Source organism: Microbacterium sp. Kw_RZR3 (assembly GCF_029222405.1).
Taxonomy (GTDB): Bacteria; Actinomycetota; Actinomycetes; order Actinomycetales; family Microbacteriaceae; genus Microbacterium.
Genome location: NZ_JARHXC010000281.1, coordinates 1 through 16,317 on the forward strand (window position 1 = coordinate 1; position 16,317 = coordinate 16,317).

At 69.8% G+C, this 16,317-nt stretch carries 12 protein-coding genes; all 12 read right to left on the reverse strand.

What is annotated here, in order from left to right; genetic code table 11:
• Nucleotides 1–1,158: methionine adenosyltransferase (gene metK, locus P2P98_RS15635; RefSeq protein ID WP_275801077.1), on the reverse strand; the 1,158-nt coding region annotated here is incomplete at its 3' end.
• A gap of 129 nt (nt 1,159–1,287) precedes the next feature.
• Nucleotides 1,288–1,542: a DNA-directed RNA polymerase subunit omega gene (gene rpoZ / locus P2P98_RS15640; RefSeq protein WP_013586629.1), complete on the reverse strand. Its 255-nt coding sequence runs from the start codon at nt 1,540–1,542 to the stop codon at nt 1,288–1,290.
• Between the two features lie 208 nt (nt 1,543–1,750).
• Nucleotides 1,751–2,656: a guanylate kinase gene (gene gmk / locus P2P98_RS15645; RefSeq protein ID WP_275801078.1), complete on the reverse strand. Its 906-nt coding sequence runs from the start codon at nt 2,654–2,656 to the stop codon at nt 1,751–1,753.
• Nucleotides 2,649–3,509, reverse strand: a complete 861-nt coding sequence (gene pyrF / locus P2P98_RS15650) for an orotidine-5'-phosphate decarboxylase (RefSeq protein ID WP_275801079.1) — start codon at nt 3,507–3,509, stop codon at nt 2,649–2,651. The genes gmk and pyrF overlap by 8 nt, the downstream gene beginning before the upstream one ends.
• On the reverse strand, nt 3,506–6,793 hold the full coding sequence (carB, locus tag P2P98_RS15655) for a carbamoyl-phosphate synthase large subunit (RefSeq protein ID WP_275801080.1): 3,288 nt from the start codon (nt 6,791–6,793) through the stop codon (nt 3,506–3,508). Before carB ends, pyrF begins: the two co-directional genes overlap by 4 nt.
• On the reverse strand, nt 6,786–7,970 hold the full coding sequence (gene carA, locus P2P98_RS15660) for a glutamine-hydrolyzing carbamoyl-phosphate synthase small subunit (protein ID WP_275801081.1): 1,185 nt from the start codon (nt 7,968–7,970) through the stop codon (nt 6,786–6,788). The genes carB and carA overlap by 8 nt, the downstream gene beginning before the upstream one ends.
• Nucleotides 7,967–8,470, reverse strand: coding sequence for a hypothetical protein (locus tag P2P98_RS15665; RefSeq protein WP_058614723.1), 504 nt, complete (start codon nt 8,468–8,470; stop codon nt 7,967–7,969). Before P2P98_RS15665 ends, carA begins: the two co-directional genes overlap by 4 nt.
• On the reverse strand, nt 8,467–9,789 hold the full coding sequence (locus P2P98_RS15670; protein ID WP_275801082.1) for a dihydroorotase: 1,323 nt from the start codon (nt 9,787–9,789) through the stop codon (nt 8,467–8,469). The genes P2P98_RS15665 and P2P98_RS15670 overlap by 4 nt, the downstream gene beginning before the upstream one ends.
• Nucleotides 9,786–10,754: an aspartate carbamoyltransferase catalytic subunit gene (locus P2P98_RS15675; protein WP_275801085.1), complete on the reverse strand. Its 969-nt coding sequence runs from the start codon at nt 10,752–10,754 to the stop codon at nt 9,786–9,788. Before P2P98_RS15675 ends, P2P98_RS15670 begins: the two co-directional genes overlap by 4 nt.
• Nucleotides 10,751–11,281, reverse strand: a complete 531-nt coding sequence (gene pyrR, locus P2P98_RS15680; RefSeq protein WP_275801087.1) for a bifunctional pyr operon transcriptional regulator/uracil phosphoribosyltransferase PyrR — start codon at nt 11,279–11,281, stop codon at nt 10,751–10,753. Before pyrR ends, P2P98_RS15675 begins: the two co-directional genes overlap by 4 nt.
• A gap of 268 nt (nt 11,282–11,549) precedes the next feature.
• On the reverse strand, nt 11,550–13,127 hold the full coding sequence (locus P2P98_RS15685) for an MBL fold metallo-hydrolase (protein ID WP_275801089.1): 1,578 nt from the start codon (nt 13,125–13,127) through the stop codon (nt 11,550–11,552).
• 173 nt (nt 13,128–13,300) lie between these two features.
• A complete protein-coding gene (locus P2P98_RS15690) occupies nt 13,301–16,252 on the reverse strand; it encodes a DEAD/DEAH box helicase (RefSeq protein ID WP_275801091.1) in 2,952 nt (983 codons plus the stop codon).
• Nucleotides 16,253–16,317: the final 65 nt, after the last annotated feature.

The window sequence follows — 16,317 nt, forward strand, 5'->3', positions numbered from 1 at the left end:
GTCTGTGCGCTCCCAGGTGAAGTCGGGCAGCTCGCGGCCGAAGTGGCCGTACGTCGCCGTCTGCGCGTAGATCGGGCGGAGCAGGTCGAGCTGCTCCACGATCGCCTTCGGACGCAGGTCGAACACATCGCGGATCGCGCGGACGATCACCTCATCGTCCACGTGAGCGGTGCCGAACGACTCCACGTAGAGGCCCACGGGGTTGGCCTTGCCGATCGCGTAGGCGATCTGCACCTCGAGGCGGTCGGCGAGCCCCGCCGCGACGGCGTTCTTCGCGACCCACCGCATGGCGTAGGCGGCCGAACGGTCGACCTTGGACGGGTCTTTGCCGCTGAACGCGCCGCCGCCGTGACGGGAGGCGCCGCCGTAGGTGTCGATGATGATCTTGCGCCCGGTGAGCCCGGCGTCGCCCTTGGGCCCGCCGATGACGAAGGGACCCGCCGGGTTGATGTAGTACTTCACATCGGGCAGCTCGAGCCCCGTCTCGGCGAGCACCGGGTCGATGACCTCGGCCTGGACCTGCGCCCGCAGGTCTTCCTGCGAGATGTCGGGGTGGTGCTGGGTCGAGAGGACGACGGAGTCGACGGTGCGCGGCGTGTGGCCCTCGTAGCCGAGCGTCACCTGGGTCTTGCCGTCGGGGCGAAGGAACGGCAGCGTGCCGTTCTTGCGGACGGATGCCAGGCGCTCGGCGATGCGGTGCGCGGTCCACGCCGCCATCGGCATGAGCTGCGGCGTCTCGTTGGTCGCGAAGCCGAACATGATGCCCTGGTCGCCCGCGCCCTGGAGATCGCGAGGATCGACCGAGCCGCGCTCACGCTGCTCGAAGGCCTTGTTGACGCCCGCGGCGATGTCGGAGGACTGCGCCCCGATCGAAATGGACACGCCGCACGAGTCGCCGTCGAAGCCCGTTTCGCTCGACGTGTAGCCGATGCGGGTGACCACGTCGCGCACGATCGCCGGGATCTCGACGTAAGCGCTCGTCGACACCTCTCCGGCGACGTGGACGAGACCCGTGGTGACGAGCGTCTCGACCGCGACGCGCCCCGTCGGGTCGTCGGTCAGGATCGCATCGAGGATGCTGTCCGAGATCTGGTCGCAGATCTTGTCGGGGTGTCCTTCGGTGACGGACTCGGACGTGAACAGGCGCAGGTCGGTCAAGACGACTCCGTGGGGTGAGCGAGCGGGGTGAGCGAGGGGGAACGGGCACAAGTATGCCCCGGGCGGCGGTGAGCCGCCCGGGGCATCGTCACATCTGTGAACAGATCACGTGTGCGCTGTTGCTGTGGATTACTCCGCAGCGCGCAGACGCAGCTTGTCTTCGTGGATCTCGTGCAGCGCGATGGTGAGCGGCTTGTCTTCGACCGTGGAGTCGACGAGGGGGCCGACGTTGTCGAAGAGGTTTCCCTCGTGCAGGTCGGAGTAGTAGTCGTTGATCTGACGCGCCCGCTTGGATGCGTAGATCACGAGCTGGTACTTCGAGTCAACCTTGTCGAGCAGCGCGTCGATGGGCGGGTCGATGATGCCCTGGTTACGTCCGGCCATGGGGAACCTCCTGGTTCGGCGGGATGGGTGGATGCGGCGCGCGACGCGCCGAAGCATCCTGTCATTCTATCCGACGCCCGCGCAGACCGCGCGAAGCGAGCGCGGTGGCGGCGTTCGGCGCGGCGTTTGGGGCGGGATTATCGGTTTGGGGCGCAGAATTCCGCGCCCCAAGCGAAAAAGCGCGCCCCAAACTGGGGAGCACGTTGCGTCAGCGCCGCGGCGCAGCGAGCGCCACGACCTCGGCGGCCGCGCGGGCGACGTCGTCGTTCACGACGCGGTAGTCGAACTCGTTCTGCGCCGCCAGCTCGACGCGCGCCGTGCGCAGTCGCCGCGCCCGCTCCTCGGCATCCTCGGTCCCTCGTCCGACGAGGCGCTGGACGAGTTCGTCCCAGCTCGGCGGGAGAAGGAAGACGAGCGTCGCGGACGGTTCGGCGGCGCGCACCTGACGCGCCCCCTGCAGATCGATCTCGAGCAGGGCCGTTCCGCCCGCCGCAAGCACGCGCTCGATCGGCTCACGCGGCGTTCCGTAGCGGTGGCGGTTGTGGACGGTCGCCCACTCGAGCAGCGCATCGGTGGCGACCAGACGGTCGAACTCGGCGTCGTCGACGAAGTAGTAGTGCTCGCCCTCGACCTCTCCGGGACGCGGAGCCCGCGTGGTCGCCGAGACGGACAGGTGGATCTCGGGATGGTGGTCTTTGATGTAGGCCGCGACGGTTCCCTTGCCCACGGCGGTGGGACCGGCCAGCACGATCAACCGACTCCGGCCGGCGCGAGGGCCTGGCTCGGGCCACCGGCTGTCGAGGTAGTCCCGGAGCGCGTCGCGCTGACGCGACCCCAGCCCGCCGAGGCGCTTGACCGGAGAGATGCCGAGCGAATCGAGGATCCGGTCGCGCTTGTTCTCGCCGATCGCGGGGATCGCGGTCAGGAACTCTGTCACGCGCATCGCACCCGCAGCCGACGACGGGTCTTCGAGACCGCGGCGTAGCAGCTCCTGCGGGCTGATGACGCGTGTCGACACGTCGCGCTTGAGCGCTGCCCGCTCGCGACGGGCGGCGACCGCACGGCGAGAGGCCGCGGCGCGATCCACCTCGGGCGGACGACGGGACTCAGCCACGGGACACCCCCTGATATAGCGCGGCGCGCTCCTCGATGCGGGCGGCGAGTCGATCAGGTCCCACCGCGATGACGCTGCGGCTCTCGTTCGCGACGACCGCCGACGCGACGTACCCGAACAGCCGGCCCAGGTCGGCCGGCTCAGCGCCCTGTGCGCCGAAGCCGGGGGCGAGGATCGGCATCCCCGCCAGTGCCACGTCGCCCAGGCCGAAGGCCGTCCGGTCGACGGTCGCTCCGACCACGACGCCGATCGAACCGAGGGCACCGGGTGCGCCGATGTTCGCCTCGTTCACGTCGTGCGCGACGCGCGCGGCGACGTGTTCGTGGTCGCCCACGGCGAGGGCGTCGTCGACGATCGCGCTCTGGAGGGCGCGTGCCTCGGGGTTGCTCGTCGCCGTCAGGACGAACGCACCCTTGCCGTGGCGGATCGCCAACGACAGCGTGTCGTGCAGCGAGTCGGCACCCATGTAGGGCGACAGGGTCACGGCATCCGCTTCGAGGGGAGAACCGGGCTCGAGCCACGCGTGGGCGTAGCCCTCCATGGTCGTGCCGATGTCGCCGCGCTTGGCGTCGGCGATGATCAGCAGGCCCGCGTCACGGGCGGCGGCCATCACGTCTTCGAGCGCGGCGAACCCGCGAGAGCCGTAGCGCTCGTAGAACGCCACCTGCGGCTTCACGACCCCGACCCGGCCGCGGGCGGCCTCGACCACCCGCAGGCCGAATTCACGGGCACCGGATGCCGTGGCATCCAGCCCCCACGCCGACAGGAGCGCGGCGTGGGGGTCGATGCCGACGCACAGGGCGCCGTGGGTCGACAGTGCGGCGCTGAGCCGCTGACCGAACGACTCGCTCACAGGCGACCCGCGCGGTCGGTCGCGTACTCCTGGAGACTGCGCACCCCGAAGCCGTCCTTCATGGCACCGAGAGCGCTCACCGCGGCACCGAGCACGGCCATCGTGGTGAACAGCGCCTTGTCGGCGGCGACGGCGGCCGCGCGGATCTCGTATCCGTCGGCGCGGGCCGTACCACCGCTGGGGGTGTTGACGATCATGTCGATCTCCCCCGCGTTGATGAGGTCGACGACATTCTGCTGGTCCGACCCCTGCGTCTCGGAGTACTTCTCCACGACCTGGACCCGGATGCCGTTACGGGCGAGGATCTCGGCCGTGCCCTCGGTGGCCATGAGCGAGAAACCGAGTTCCTGCAGCCGGTGGGCGGGCAGGATCACGGCGCGCTTGTCGGCATCGGCGACCGAGATGAACACGGTCCCCGAGGTCGGCATCCCGCCGTACGCGGCTTCCTGGCTCTTCGCGAACGCGGTCGGGAAATCGCGGTCGATGCCCATGACCTCGCCGGTCGAGCGCATCTCGGGCCCGAGCACGCTGTCGACCGTGCGACCGTCGGCGGTGCGGAACCGCTTGAACGGCAGCACGGCCTCCTTGACGGCGACCGGCGCGTCCAGCGGGACGCGGGAGCCATCCTGCTCGGGCAGCAGCCCCTCGGCGATCAGCTCGGCGATGGTGTTGCCGGCCATGATGCGGCTGGCGGCCTTGGCGAGCGGGATGCCGAGCGCCTTCGACACGAACGGGACCGTGCGGCTCGCGCGGGGGTTCGCCTCGATGACGTAAAGCACGCCCGCCGAGATCGCGAACTGCACGTTGAGCAGGCCGCGGACGCCGACGCCCTTCGCGATCGCGAGCGTCGCCTCGCGGACGCGGTCGACCTCGGTGCGACCGAGTGACACCGGCGGCAGGGTGCAGGACGAGTCACCGGAGTGGATGCCGGCCTCTTCGAGGTGCTCCATGACGCCGCCGATGTACAGGTCGGTGCCGTCGAATAGGGCGTCGACGTCGAGCTCGATCGCGTCGTCGAGGAAGCGGTCGACAAGGAGCGGCAGGCCGGGGCCGATGATCGCCTGGTCGGCGACGCGCACGAAGTAGTCGCGCAGCGCCTCGGTCGAGTAGACGATCTCCATGCCGCGACCGCCGAGCACGAAGCTCGGGCGCACCAGCACGGGGTAGCCGATCTCCTCGGCCACGGTGACGGCGCCCTCGACGTCGATCGCGGTGCCGTTGCGCGGGGCGACGAGACCGGCGTCGTCGAGCAGACGCGAGAACAGCTCGCGCTCCTCGGCGAGGTCGATCGCCTCGGGGCTCGTGCCGAGGATCGTGTAGCCCGCGGCCTCGATGCCCTTCGCAAGGCCCAGCGGCGTCTGACCGCCGAGCTGGCAGACGACGCCGAGGATCGTGCCGGACTGCGACTCGGCGTGGAGCACCTCGAGCACGTCCTCGAGCGTCAGCGGCTCGAAGTAGAGGCGGTCGCTGGTGTCGTAGTCGGTCGACACGGTCTCGGGGTTGCAGTTCACCATGACGGTCTCGTACCCGGCGTCCGACAGCGCGAACGAGGCGTGCACGCACGAGTAGTCGAACTCGACGCCCTGACCGATGCGGTTCGGGCCCGAGCCGATGATGACGACCTTCGTGCGGTCGGAGGGGGTGACCTCGGTCTCGGCGTCGTAAGACGAGTAGTGGTACGGCGTCAGGGCCGGGAACTCCCCCGCGCACGTGTCGACGGTCTTGTAGACCGGGCGCACGTCGAGCGCGTAGCGGGTCTCACGCACCTCGGCCTCGTCGAGCCCGCGGATCTGCGCGATCTGCGCGTCGCTGAAACCGTGCTCCTTCGCGATGCGGAGGGTGTCGGCATCCAATTCGTCGGCCTGCGCGATGAACTCGGCGACCTCGTTGATCAGCACCATTTGGTCGATGAACCACGGGTCGATCGCCGTCGCGTCGAACGCCTGCTCGGGCGTCGCGCCCTTGCGCAGCGCCTGCTGCAGCACGACGATGCGGCCGTCGGTCGGGGTCTTCGCGATCTCGAGCAGTTCCTCGACCGAGCGCGACTCCTCGCCCCAGTGGAAGCTCGACCCGCGCTTCTCGAGCGACCGCAGCGCCTTCTGCAGGGCCGTGGTGTAGTTGCGGCCGATCGCCATGGCCTCGCCGACCGACTTCATGGTCGTGGTGAGCGTGGTGTCGGCGGCGGGGAACTTCTCGAAGTTGAAGCGCGGAACCTTCACCACGACGTAGTCGAGCGTGGGCTCGAAGCTCGCCGGGGTCACCTTGGTGATGTCGTTGGGGATCTCATCCAGCCGGTAGCCGATCGCGAGCTTCGCCGCGATCTTGGCGATCGGGAAGCCCGTGGCCTTCGACGCCAGCGCCGACGAGCGCGAGACGCGCGGGTTCATCTCGATGACGATGATGCGACCGGTCTTGGGGTCGACGGCGAACTGGATGTTGCAGCCACCGGTGTCGACGCCCACCGCGCGGATGATGTCGATGCCGATGTCGCGCAGGCGCTGGTACTCGCGGTCGGTCAGGGTGAGCGCGGGCGCCACCGTGATCGAGTCGCCGGTGTGCACGCCGACGGGGTCGACGTTCTCGATCGAGCAGACGACGACCGTGTTGTCGGCGGTGTCGCGCATGAGCTCGAGCTCGTACTCCTTCCACCCGAGGATCGACTCCTCGAGCAGCACCTCGTTGGTCGGCGAGTCGTGCAGGCCCGCGCCGCCGATGCGGCGGAGGTCTTCCTCGTCGTACGCGAAGCCCGAGCCGAGGCCGCCCATGGTGAAGGACGGGCGGACGACCAGCGGGTAGCCGAGCTTCTCGGCGCCGGCGAGGAGCTCGTCCATCGAGTGGCAGATCACGGATGCCGCGACGTCGGCGCCCGCCTCGATCACGAGCTCCTTGAAGATCTGGCGGTCCTCGCCGCGGTTGATCGCGTCGAAGTCGGCGCCGATGAGTTCGACGTCGTACTTCTCGAGGATGCCGCGCTTGTGGAGCTGGATCGCCGCGTTCAGCGCAGTCTGACCACCGAGGGTGGGGAGGACGGCATCCGGCTTCTCTTTCGCGATGATCGACTCGATCACCTCGGGGGTGATCGGCTCGATGTAGGTCGCGTCTGCGAAGTCGGGGTCGGTCATGATCGTCGCCGGGTTGGAGTTCACGAGGATGACGCGCACCCCCTCTTCGCGCAGGACGCGGCAGGCCTGGGTGCCGGAGTAGTCGAACTCGCAGGCCTGACCGATGACGATCGGGCCGGAGCCGATGACGAGGACGGAGGTGATGTCGTCGCGCTTAGGCATTCTTGGTGGTCTCCGTGTTGGTCTGAACGGTGGCGAGAACCATCTCGCGGAAGCGGTCGAACAGGTAGTTGGCGTCGTGCGGACCCGAGGCTGCCTCGGGGTGGTACTGCACGCTGAACGCGGGGATGTCGAGGGCGCGCAGTCCCTCGACGACGTTGTCGTTGAGGCCGATGTGGCTCACCTCGACGCGGCCGAAGCCGTTGGGGCTGTCGACGACCTGGTCGAGGGGCGCGTCGACCGCGAAGCCGTGGTTCTGCGAAGTGATCTCGACGCGGCCGGTGGTCTTGTCGAGCACGGGCTGGTTGATGCCGCGGTGTCCGAACGGCAGCTTGTACGTGCCGAAGCCGAGGGCGCGACCGAGCAGCTGGTTGCCGAAGCAGATGCCGAAGAACGGCAGGCCGTCGCTCAGGACCTCGCGCAGCAGTTCGACGTGCTGATCGGATGCCGCGGGGTCACCCGGACCGTTCGAGTAGAACGCGGCGACGGGCTCGATCGCGCGGATCTCGTCGATCGTCGCCGACTGCGGGAAGACGTGCACGTCGAAGCCACGGGCGGCGAGATTGTCGATCGTGGACTTCTTCACTCCGAGGTCGAGCACAGCGAGGTTGCCGATGCGCTCGGCCGTGGCCGGGGTCACCTCGACCTCGGTCACCGAGACCTCGGCGGACAGGTTGCGGCCGGCCATCCCGGGGGCCTCGCGGACGCGGCGCAGCTGCTCCTCGGCGTCGAGGCTCGCGGCCTCGCCCGAGAAGACGCCGCCGCGCATGCTGCCCGAGGAGCGGATCCGACGGGTCACGGCGCGGGTGTCGATGCCCGAGATGCCGACGATCCCGTCTTCGACGAGCGCGTCGTCGAGCGAGCGGTTGGCGCGCCAGTTCGACACCATGCGCGAGGGGTCGCGCACGACGTAACCGGCGACCCAGATGCGCCGCGACTCGGGGTCTTCGTCGTTCACTCCGGTGTTGCCGATGTGCGGGGCGGTCTGCAGCACGATCTGACCCGCGTACGAGGGGTCGGTGATCGTCTCCTGGTAGCCGGTCATGCCCGTGGCGAAGACGACCTCGCCGAGAGTCTCGCCGCGCGCACCGTACGCGCGGCCGGTGTAACGGGTGCCGTCTTCGAGCACGAGGACGGCCGGGTCGCGCGTCAGGCGCGCGGAAGGGATCAGGGCGGTCATGCGTCGCTTCCTGTCGTGGTGATGAGCGGACGGATGGCGTCGGCGAGGGCTTTCGCCGAGGCATCCTGAGGTCGGAGGTAGGTGTCGACGACGGTGTCGTCGTCGATGCGCCAGGCGACGCGGGTCAGGCCGTCGCGCTCGACCACACGGTCGATGGCGACGGTCGCCTGGTTCGCGTCGATCAGGCGGTCGCGGGTGAGCGCGATGCGAGGCTGGCCCGGGAGGTCGAGGGCGACGCCGGCCGTCGTGACGGTGACGTCGACGCGGGAGCGGAAGCCGAGACCCTTGACCGCGAGACGCTCGAGCGGCTCGTCGTGACGGGTCGTGGCGACGTAGAGCCCCGGGAACACCGCCGTCTCGACGGCGTCCGCGGGCAGCTCCCCCACCGGAGCGGAGTAGCGTGCATCGCGCCGCGTTCGTCGCCACCACGCCCACGCGAGGACACCGAGCGCGACCACGGCCACGCCCGCCATCACGAGGAGGGCGCCCTCGCGGGTCACGCGAGGACCCCGGGCGTCTCGAGCAGCGCACCGTCGGCGACGGTCGGGATGCCGGAACGCACGGTCCAGCGCACCTCTCCCGGCAGTTCCCGCCCGAGGTACGGCGAGTTCTTGCTGCGACCGCGCAGGTCGGTCACCGAGAACGCGCGTGAGGGGCGCGGGTCGTACAGGGTGAACGACGCCGGCTGTCCGGCGGCGAGGGGTGTGCCGTGTCCGTCCAGACGGCCGATCCGCGCCGGGGCCTTCGACATCACCCGGGCGACATCTCCCCAGCCGAGCAGGCCGGTGTCGACCATCGCCTGCTGCACGACCCGGAGAGCGCTCTCGAGGCCCACCATGCCGTTCGCCGCAGCCGACCACTCGCACGCCTTCGCCTCGGCGGGGTGCGGGGCGTGGTCGGTGGCGACGATGTCGATCGTGCCGTCGGCGAGACCCTCGCGCACGGCCATCACGTCTTCCTCGCGGCGCAGCGGCGGGTTGACCTTGAAGCGCGCGTCGTAGTCGCGCACGAGTTCGTCGGTCAGCAGCAGGTGATGCGGGGTGACCTCCGCGGTGACGTTGACGCCGCGCTTCTTGGCCCAGCGGATGATGTCGACCGAGCCCGCCGTACTCAGGTGGCAGACGTGCAGGCGCGAGCCGACGTGCTCGGCCAGCAGCACGTCGCGGGCGATGATCGACTCCTCGGCGACGGCCGGCCAACCGGTGAGGCCCAGCTCCGCCGAGACGGCGCCTTCGTTCATCTGCGCGCCCTCGGTGAGCCGCGGGTCCTGGGCGTGCTGCGCGATGACGCCGTCGAACGCCTTCACGTACTCGAGTGCCCGGCGCATGATGAGCGGGTCGAAGACGCAGAAACCGTCGTCGCTGAAGACGCGCACCCGGGCGCGAGAGTCGGCCATGGCGCCGAGCTCGGCGAGGCGCTCGCCCTTCTGTCCGACGGTGACGGCACCGATCGGCTGCACGTGGACGTATCCGGCCGCTTCCCCGAGGGCGAACTCCTGCTCGACCACACCGGCGGTGTCAGCGGTAGGCGAGGTGTTGGGCATCGCGAAGACGGTGGTGAAGCCGCCGGCCGCCGCGGCGCGGGATCCGGTGAGGACGGTCTCGGATGCCTCGAACCCGGGCTCGCGCAGGTGCACGTGCAGGTCGACCAGGCCCGGCAGGGCGATGAGCCCGTCGGCGTCGACGACCGTGGCGCCCGCGTGCGACAGGCCGGTGCCCGTCTCGGCGATGACCCCGTCGTGGACGAGGAGGTCGGTGGCATCCTGACCCTCGACGCGAGCGCCGCGGACCAGAAGGGTCTGGGGGGTGGCGTGGCTCATCGAAGGTCCTCTTTCTCGGTGTGGGGCCGTTCGCCCGCGAGCAGCAGGTACAGCACGGCCATCCGCACGGAGACGCCGTTCGTGACCTGCTCGAGCACCGTCGAGCGAGGCGAATCGGCGGCTTCGGCGGAGATCTCCAGACCCCGGTTCATCGGACCGGGATGCATGACAATGCTATCGGGCGGCAGGGCTGCCAGGCGTCGCGCGTCGAGGCCGTAGCGGCGCGAATACTCCCGTTCAGTGGGGAAATACGCGGCCGACATGCGCTCGAGCTGGATGCGGAGCATCATCAGCGCGTCGGGTCCCGCCGCGATCGCGTGATCGAGGTCGTAATCGACCTCGATGGGCCAGCCGCGGACGTCCTGCGGAACGAGGGTTGGCGGGGCGACCAGAGTCACGTGCGCCCCGAGCGTGTGCAGCAGCCAGACGTTCGACCGGGCGACGCGCGAGTGCAGCACGTCGCCGACGATCGTGACCCGGATGCCGTCGAGCCCGCGGCCGCGGCTGTCGTCGCCGAACAGACGCTTGCGGATCGTGAAGGCGTCGAGGAGCGCTTGCGTCGGGTGCTCGTGCGTGCCGTCTCCCGCGTTGACGACGCCCGCGGTGATCCAGCCGCTGGTGGCGAGGGTGCGCGGGGCACCGGAGGCTCCGTGGCGGATGACGACGGCATCCGCCCCCATCGCCTGGAGGGTCTGCGCGGTGTCCTGCAGCGACTCGCCCTTGCTGACGCTCGAGCCCTTCGCCGAGAAGTTGATGACGTCGGCGGAGAGGCGCTTGGCTGCGGCTTCGAACGAGATGCGCGTGCGCGTGGAGTCCTCGAAGAAGAGGTTGACCACGGTCTTGCCGCGCAGCGTCGGGAGCTTCTTGACCTCGCGGCGCTGGGTGTCGGCCATGTCCTCGGCGACGTCGAGGATCTCGATGGCGTCGGCGCGGGAGAGGTGCTGGGTGTCGAGGAGGTGCCTCATGACTCGATCGTCACCTCCTCGACGCCGTCGATCTCGGCGAGGCGCACGTTGACGCGCTCGTCGCGGGAACTGGGAAGGTTCTTCCCCACGAAGTCGGGGCGGATCGGCAGCTCGCGGTGGCCGCGGTCGATGAGCGTCGCGAGCCGCACCGCTGCGGGGCGCCCGATGTCCTGCAGGGCGTCGAGGGCGGCGCGGATGCTGCGACCCGAGAACAGCACGTCGTCGACCAGCACCACGGTCTTGCCGTCGATGCCGCCCGCGGGGATCTCGGTCTTGCGCGGTGCCCGCGTGGGGTTGCGGTGCAGATCGTCGCGGTACATCGTCACGTCGAGCGAGCCGACCGTAACGGGCGCTCCCCCGAAGTCGCTGACCAGCGGGCCGATCCTGTTCGCGAGCGTGACGCCGCGGGTCGGGATGCCGAGGAGGACGAGTCCTTCCGGTCCCTTGTTGGACTCCAGGATCTCGTGCGAGATGCGCGTCAAAGCGCGGGCGATGTCGGCATCGTGCATGACGGTGCGCGTATTCATCCGCTGCTCCCTTCTCCGCCTCACGGGACGGGGTTAAAGGTTGCTGTGGTTCGTCGTCCAGCTTAGGGGGTGGATGCCCGCGTGTTGCGTGGATCCGGTGTGTGCCGAGTGTTCGGTTCGGCATCCGGATGCAAACGCATAAACGCTGTTCGCGACCATAAACGCGGTGTGCACGTGTTTCCGAGCGCGGAGAGCGTTTATGCGTCGACGGGCCCGCGGCGCCGCCCAATCACCGGAGCGCGACGTGCGGAATACGGATGCCGGGGACTCAGCCCGCGGCGACCTCCGCGGCCTCGGCGGCGCGGCGTTCCCCGCTCGGCGTAGAGCGGATCGGGTGCCCCGTCGTCGTCAGGCACCGACCCGAGGCCAGGTCCCACTTCCAGTCGTGCAGCGAGCACGTCAGCACGCCGTCCTCGATCTTGCCGGTCTTGGTGAGGTCGGCGCGCAGGTGCGGGCAGCGACGCTGCACGGTCCAGCCGTCGATCTCGGCATCCTCGGTCTGGTCGGACTGCTCGGCGTACCAGTTCTCGACGTACTCGATGCGATCACGCGAGAGGCACTTGAGGAACGTCGTGAGGAACTCGTTGAACTTGCCCGAGCGACCGACCTCGAACTGCATCGACAGGAAGATCGAGTTCGACCAGTCGATCTCGTGATCGCGGATGTTCGTCGACACGAGGTCGGCGGGGATCGTGTACCAGTAGATGCACTCCTCCCCCGCATACTCACGCAGCTTCGCCTTGGGGAAGTCCACGACCATGTCGAGCTCGCCGATGCGGAAGCGCACCATCCCGCCCACGCCGTTGCGGATCGTGCGGGCGCGGCGCAGCAGCGGCTCCCACCACTCCTTCAGGGCCGCGAGCATCTCCGCCGGCGGGATGATCTCGGCACGGGATGCCTCTTCCGCCTGGATCTCGGCCTGACGGCTGTCGCGCTGTTCGGCGAGGTAGTCCCACTTGTCGCCGAAGATGCGCTCGATCTCTTCGTCGGTGTACAGCGTCTGGGTGACGGTGACATCGGAGCCCTGCACCTCGACCTCGGTACCCGGCAGGAAGAGGTACCCCTTCTGATCGGGTCGCTGCTCCTTCATGTGGGCGAGGAACTCGCGCTGATCGGTGAAGATCGAGTCGTTCTCGAGGCCCGTGCCGTTGTAGCGGAACAGCGCCTCGCGCAGGAACATCGGCGGACCGGCCATGGGGAAGACGTGCTCGGCATCCACCTTCTCGATGTAGTACATCGCGCGCTTGTTCTGCGCGTCGCGCTTGAGCTGCGCGAAGTTCTGCTTGGCATCCTGCGGCAGGTCGTAGACCATGGGCCACCAGATCGCGCCCGAGACCTGGGTGAAGTACGCGTCGGGCTTGCCGAAGTCGAATAGCTTCTCGAGGTCGAGCGGGTGCGAGTCGTTCTGATTGAGGATGGATGCCGTGCCGTCGTCGAGCGAGAGCGACGAGTCGCCGATCGGGCCGTCCGAGGGGGCCCGAAGCGGGGTGACCATGAGCTTCAGGTCACCGAACTGCAGTGGAACACCCGCTTCGGTGCGAACGAGGTCCGTGTAGCCGAGGGCGATGAGGTCTTGCTCGAGATCGTCGGTCGGGTACTCGGGAAGGAGCACCTTGACGTCCTTCGGCACGTAACGCTCGAGCATCGCGGGGTCGAAGTGGTCGCGGTGGCGGTGCGAGATGTACAGGAAGTCCGCTTTGCCGAACCGCTCCCAGTCGAGCGCGCGGTTGTCAGGGAACGGGAACCACGAGCCGAAGAAGCTCGGACCGATGACGGGGTCGCAGAGGATGCTGCCGCCCGCCGTCTCGATGAACATTCCCGCGTGGCCGAGGCCGGTGATTCTCATGTCGCTCCTGTGTCGTGGACGGAACCTGACGAGTCTACGCGGGGCCGGCTGGAAGGCCGTGGGGAGTCGCGGCGGTTCGAGCGACCAATGGATGCCGCGGACTCGCCGCCGCGGATCGATCGCGGGTCAGCGGTGCGCGCGGCGCCGCATCGCGTCTGTTCGGTGCGCTCGTCTCACGGCCCCAGCAGCCCCCGGATGTCCGACGCGTCGAGGGAAGCGGCGAACGCCTCCCCCTCGTCGATGACCGTGTCGAACAGTGCGGCCTTCCGGCGCTGGAGGGCGAGCACCTTCTCTTCGATCGTGCCGGCCGCGATCAGCCGGTAGACGAACACGCTCTTGTCCTGGCCGATGCGGTGCGCGCGGTCGATCGCCTGCGCCTCGGCCGCGGGGTTCCACCACGGGTCGAGCACGAAAACGTACTCGGCCTCGGTCAAGGTCAGGCCGAAGCCGCCGGCCTTCAGACTGATGAGGAACACGGGCGCCTCCCCCGCGCGGAAGCCCGCGACCACGTCACCGCGCCGGGCGGTGCTCCCGTCGAGGTAAGCGTAGGCGAGGCCCGCGGCATCCAATCTCTCGGCGGCCATGTCGAGGAAGGACGTGAACTGGCTGAAGACGAGCGCGCGGTGCCCCTCCGCGGCGACCTCGACGAGTCGCTCGAGCAGCACGTCGAGCTTCGCCGATCCCAGGTGCGCGTCGCGATCGTCGACGAGACCGGGGGCGAGCGCGAGCATGCGCAGCAGCGTCAGCGAACGGAACACGATGAAGCGCTGCCGATCGAGGTCGTCGAGCAGCCCGAGCACTTTCTGACGCTCGCGCTGCAGCACGCGGTCGTACAGCGCGCGGTGGGCCGGGCCGAGCGGCACGGCGATCTCCTGCTCCTGCTTCGGCGGGAGATCGGATGCCACCACGTCCTTGGTGCGGCGGAGGAGGAACGGCCGCACCCGGCGCCGAAGCCGCTCGAGGGTCTTCTCGCGATGCTCCCCGGCTGCCGCGGCAGAGAGGGCCGTGGGCGCGTCCGACGGCAGCTGCTCGATCGCGCGCGTGTAGTCCTCGCGGAATTGTCGGATCGAGGGGAACAATCCAGGAGCCGTCAACCCGAGGAGGGCCCACAGATCGTCGAGCCCGTTCTCGATCGGGGTGCCGGTGGCCGCGAACACCGCGTCGGTGCGCAGGGCGGCGATCGCGCGATGGATACGCGTCGCCGGATTCTTGACGAACTGCGCCTCGTCGAGCACCACCCCCGACCAGTGCGGTGCGGCGAACTCGTCGGCATCCGTCCGAACGACGCCGTAGGACGCGACGACGACGTCGGCGTCGGCCGCGATCTCGTCGATGAGGCGGTCACGGCGCACCGCGGTCGCCTCGACGACCGCGACCCGCAGGCCGGGGGCGAAACGTGCGGCTTCGTCGCGCCAGGTCGGCAGCACCGACGTCGGCGCGACGACGAGCCACGGTCGCGCGTCGCCGCGGGTGCGGCTGTGGGCGATGACCGCGAGCAGCTGCAGCGTCTTTCCGAGGCCCATGTCGTCGGCCAGGATGCCGCCGAGCCGGTGGGCGTGCAGGAGCGCCAGCCACGACAACCCCTCGCGCTGGTACGGGCGCAACTCCGCTCGGAATCCGGGCGGTGTGGACACTCGCGGTACCTCGGTGACGTCACGGAGCGCTCGCGCCAGCTGCCGCCACTCGACCGCAGCCTCGGACTGGTCGGCGAGGTCTTCGAACTCGGCCCACAGGGCGAGGTGGGTGCGGGGCAGGCGCGGCCCGGTCTCCCACTCGTCGAGCGCCGCGGCCTCCTCGAGCAGCTCTCGAAGCCTCTGCAGAGCCGGGTGCGTGAGCGAGAACCAGGCACCGTCCGACAGCTTGATGCGCGTGCGCCCCCGTGAGAGGGCGCTGAAGAGCACGCCGAAGGGGATGAGACGGCCGTCGATCGTCACGACGATGCCGAGGTCGAGCCAGTCGCGGTCGAGTGACTCCACCGCGGTGATGCGCAGGGACGGATCCCCCCGCAGCTCGCGGAAGGTCGGCTGCGTGCCCCGAGTGCGCACCCGCACCTCGTCGACCACGTCGAGAGCGGGCAGCACGCGGGAACCGAAGACCGCGGCGTCCGCGTCGCGCAGGAGAGCCTTCGGCATCAGGGGCAGGTCGGATGCCGCCATCCACGCCGTCTCGAACCGCTCGCCGATCTGCGCCTCGGCGCGCGCGTCGCGCTCGACGTTCTCGCTCTGGTCGTCGTACACGGTTCGGAAGCCGCCCGGATACACCCAGTCGAGCCGGTACTGCACGGCGTCGTCGTCGAGGTACGAGACCTCCACGGTCAGCGTCGGGCGCGCCGGCGGCGGGGGCGGCACTCCGGCGCCGACCGAGAGCGGGGCGCGGAGGGCGAGGCGCGGATACATCTCGGCCACGAACTCCGTCGCTTCGGCGGCGGCGACATCGACGACCCTGCCGCCGATCAGCGCGGGGAGCGGCGACGGAAGGTCGACGGCCGCGAGGACGATCGGCACGGGGTCGCAGTCGACCTCGAACGCGAAGACCCCCGATGTGCCCACGGCGCGGGCATGCGCGGCATCCACGGGACGCCCGTCGATCTCGAGATCGGCCGAGACGCGCAGCGCTCCCCCGCCGACCGCGTCGAGCGCCACGCGCGCCGTCGCCGTGCGTGCGAGGCGCACCGTCTGCTGCGCGTGCATCGCGACGATCCGGATGCCAAGCCCCTCGGCCGCCGCCAGGTGCGGCCACAGCAGGGGCGAGTCGACGGCATCGAGGGCGATCGTGTCGCCGGAGGGAGCGAACGGTCCGGCGGTGCGAAGGGCCTGAGAGAGGGCGTGGAGCTCGGCGAACCACCGCACGTGCGCGGGGTCGAAGCGCGTGGTGGATCGACGCACGGCATCCCACGTGGCATCCGCTCGGATCCACGCCTCGCGCGCGCCTCGCACGAGGGGACGCGCGACGAGCTGCAGATCGTCGCGGCGGCGCGCGAGCATGCGCGGGGTCACCGGCACCACCGCCCGCGCCTCCCACCGCGCGGGGTCGTAGGCCTCGCGCTGGCGCAGCTCGACGCCGAGGGCGAGCGGCTCGTAGGCGGCCGGCTTGCCCCCGGGGAGGAGGTCGCGCCAGGTGGTCACGGGAGCATCCTGCCCGAGGCTTCCGACATCGCCGGCCGTGCGAGCGGGCTCGCGGGGGTTCCGGA

Bases quoted from the DNA above. Each gene is read 5' to 3' on its own strand.
- rpoZ (WP_013586629.1), bottom strand. From the start codon at position 1,542: ATGGCCGGACGTAACCAGGGCATCATCGACCCGCCCATCGACGCGCTG.
- carB (WP_275801080.1), bottom strand. From the start codon at position 6,793: ATGCCTAAGCGCGACGACATCACCTCCGTCCTCGTCATCGGCTCCGGC.
- carA (WP_275801081.1), bottom strand. From the start codon at position 7,970: ATGACCGCCCTGATCCCTTCCGCGCGCCTGACGCGCGACCCGGCCGTC.
- P2P98_RS15670 (WP_275801082.1), bottom strand. From the start codon at position 9,789: ATGAGCCACGCCACCCCCCAGACCCTTCTGGTCCGCGGCGCTCGCGTC.
- P2P98_RS15675 (WP_275801085.1), bottom strand. From the start codon at position 10,754: ATGAGGCACCTCCTCGACACCCAGCACCTCTCCCGCGCCGACGCCATC.
- pyrR (WP_275801087.1), bottom strand. From the start codon at position 11,281: ATGAATACGCGCACCGTCATGCACGATGCCGACATCGCCCGCGCTTTG.
- P2P98_RS15685 (WP_275801089.1), bottom strand. From the start codon at position 13,127: ATGAGAATCACCGGCCTCGGCCACGCGGGAATGTTCATCGAGACGGCG.